Source organism: Stenotrophomonas sp. HMWF003 (assembly GCF_003061285.1).
In the GTDB taxonomy this organism is placed as follows: Bacteria; Pseudomonadota; Gammaproteobacteria; order Xanthomonadales; family Xanthomonadaceae; genus Stenotrophomonas; species Stenotrophomonas maltophilia_AP.
In genome coordinates, this window is sequence record NZ_QAIW01000425.1 from 1,312 (window position 1) to 3,265 (window position 1,954).

The following is a 1,954-nucleotide window of genomic DNA, read 5'->3' on the forward strand; positions in this document are numbered from 1 at the left end:
GGCATCACCCACAACGACCTGCATGGCACCAACGTGATGGTCAGCGGCGGCGTGCCGGTACTGGTGGACTTCACCTCGGCCTGGCGCAGCCCGCGCTGGCTGCCGGTACACCCGGTGTCGCGCCAGCTCCGCCGCAGCGACATGAAGAACCTGCTGAAGATGCGCCAGCGCCTGACCGGCCTGACGCCCACCCCGACGCAGGCGGCGCTGGTGGCCGACCCGCGCTGGGTGGCCAGCCTGCGCGTGGGCTGGAAGCGCTTCTACCGCTGGTTCAAGGGCCACGCGTAACCCCGCCGCTGTGTCCCGCAGGCCGGGCGCGCTGCCCGGCCATGCCAACCCGACCCGCATACAGCGCAACGCAGTGCCGGGCTCTGCCCGGCAAACCAACTTACAGCGCGTCGGCGTCCAGCTCACCGGTGCGGATGCGCACCACGCTGCCCAGGTCGTACACGAACACCTTGCCGTCGCCGATCTTGCCGGTGCCGGCGGCCTTCACGATGGCCTCCACCACTTCCTCGACCTGGCCGTCGGTGACCGCCACCTCGATCTTCACCTTGGGCAGGAAGTCCACCACGTACTCCGCGCCGCGGTACAGCTCGGTATGTCCCTTCTGGCGCCCGAAGCCTTTCACCTCGGTGACCGTGATCCCGGTGACGCCGCGCTCGGCCAGTGCTTCGCGCACGTCGTCGAGCTTGAACGGCTTGAGCACCGCCATGACCATCTTCATTCTGCTTGGCTCCTGTATTCCGGCGAGCGAGGATAACGCCTGTCCCCCGGTGAACGCGATGCGCGCGGTCAGTGCCGGCGCGGGCGTGGCGGACTATCCTTAGCGTATACCCTGCGGAGCAGTAGCATGATCGACCTCAACCACCTTGATGACCTGGCCCGTCGCCTGAGCGACATGGTCCCGCCGGGCCTGCGCCAGTCGCGCGAGGAACTGCAGGCCACCTTCAAGACCGCGCTGCAGGCCGGGCTGGGCAAGCTGGACCTGGTCACCCGCGAAGAATTCGACGTACAGCGCGCGGTGCTGCTCAAGACCCGCGAGAAGCTGGAGGCGCTGGAGAAGACCGTGGCCGAGCTGGAAGCGCGCGGGAACGACACGCCGGCACTGTAAGACAGGGTGGCGGGCGGCGCCCGCCCACTACGTGACGACAAGGAATTCGCATGTCTGAACAAGGATCGCAGATGCTGCTGGTGGCCGGCGCCAGCATTGCCGCGGTGATCATCGCGCTGTGCCTGCTGCGCCTCGTGCGCACCGACGACGCGGGCCTGCGCAAGGTCTACCGCGTCGTGTTCTCCGCACTTGCCGCGCTGCTTGCACCCACCCTGGTGGCCGCAGGCCATGGCGTGCTGCCCATTCCGTTCGTCGCCGGCATCCCCATCCTCGCCTACAACCTGGTGGCGTTTGCCGACATGGAGGTCTACTGGCTGGGCCTGCTGGGTCTTGGTGCCGGGCAAGGCACCGGCAATGCGGTGGTGTTCACCCTGCCCAGCCTGCTGGTCTTCACCGCCGTCCTGTTTTCGCCGTGGTCGCGCGCGCGGCTGCGCACCCCCGGCGCGCCGTCAGACGTGCCCCGCTAGCACGAACCGCTCGATCGCCAGCGCCACGCCGTCCTCGGCATTGGTCGCGGTCTCGAAGCGCGCCGTCTGCTTCACCACCTCGATCGCGTTGCCCATCGCCACGCTGGTGCCGGCGAACTGCAGCATGGTCAGGTCGTTCTCCTGATCGCCGAGTGCCATCACGTTGGCCGCGTCCACGCCGAGGTGCTCGGCCAGTTTCTGCAGGCTTGCGCCCTTGCCCGCCCGGTGGTCGAACACTTCCAGGAAAAACGGCGCACTCTTGAGCACCGCGAAACGATCGGTCAGTTCCAGTGGCAGGCGCGCGATCGCCGCGTCCAGCACGTGCGGCTCGTCGATCATCATCAGCTTGATGAACTGCATCGCCGGGTCCATG

The 1,954-nt window shown here is 67.8% G+C and carries 4 protein-coding genes and 1 pseudogene; 3 read left to right on the top strand and 2 right to left on the bottom strand.

The window, feature by feature from the left end; genetic code table 11:
* A pseudogene (locus DBR34_RS23920) lies at nt 1-288 on the top strand (kinase); the annotation flags it as partial.
* A 100-nt stretch (nt 289-388) separates the two neighbouring features.
* On the opposite strand, the gene DBR34_RS18265 reads toward DBR34_RS23920, so the two are convergent.
* Nucleotides 389-727: a P-II family nitrogen regulator gene (locus DBR34_RS18265; protein WP_038685739.1), complete on the bottom strand. Its 339-nt coding sequence runs from the start codon at nt 725-727 to the stop codon at nt 389-391.
* A 126-nt stretch (nt 728-853) separates the two neighbouring features.
* Between DBR34_RS18265 and DBR34_RS18270 the strand changes: the two genes are divergently transcribed.
* Together DBR34_RS18270 and DBR34_RS18275 are read left to right on the top strand one after the other, a co-directional pair.
* Entirely contained in the window at nt 854-1,114 is a 261-nt protein-coding gene (locus DBR34_RS18270; protein ID WP_128097834.1) for an accessory factor UbiK family protein, read from the top strand.
* 50 nt (nt 1,115-1,164) lie between these two features.
* A complete protein-coding gene (locus DBR34_RS18275; RefSeq protein ID WP_128097835.1) occupies nt 1,165-1,581 on the top strand; it encodes a hypothetical protein in 417 nt (138 codons plus the stop codon).
* Here DBR34_RS18275 and DBR34_RS18280 read toward each other — a convergent pair.
* The coding region (locus tag DBR34_RS18280) for an HAD hydrolase family protein (RefSeq protein WP_181394065.1) at nt 1,564-1,954 on the bottom strand (391 nt) is incomplete at its 5' end. The genes DBR34_RS18275 and DBR34_RS18280 overlap by 18 nt on opposite strands.

Bases quoted from the DNA above. Each gene is read 5' to 3' on its own strand.
- DBR34_RS18270 (WP_128097834.1), top strand. From the start codon at position 854: ATGATCGACCTCAACCACCTTGATGACCTGGCCCGTCGCCTGAGCGAC.
- DBR34_RS18265 (WP_038685739.1), bottom strand. From the start codon at position 727: ATGAAGATGGTCATGGCGGTGCTCAAGCCGTTCAAGCTCGACGACGTG.
- DBR34_RS18275 (WP_128097835.1), top strand. From the start codon at position 1,165: ATGTCTGAACAAGGATCGCAGATGCTGCTGGTGGCCGGCGCCAGCATT.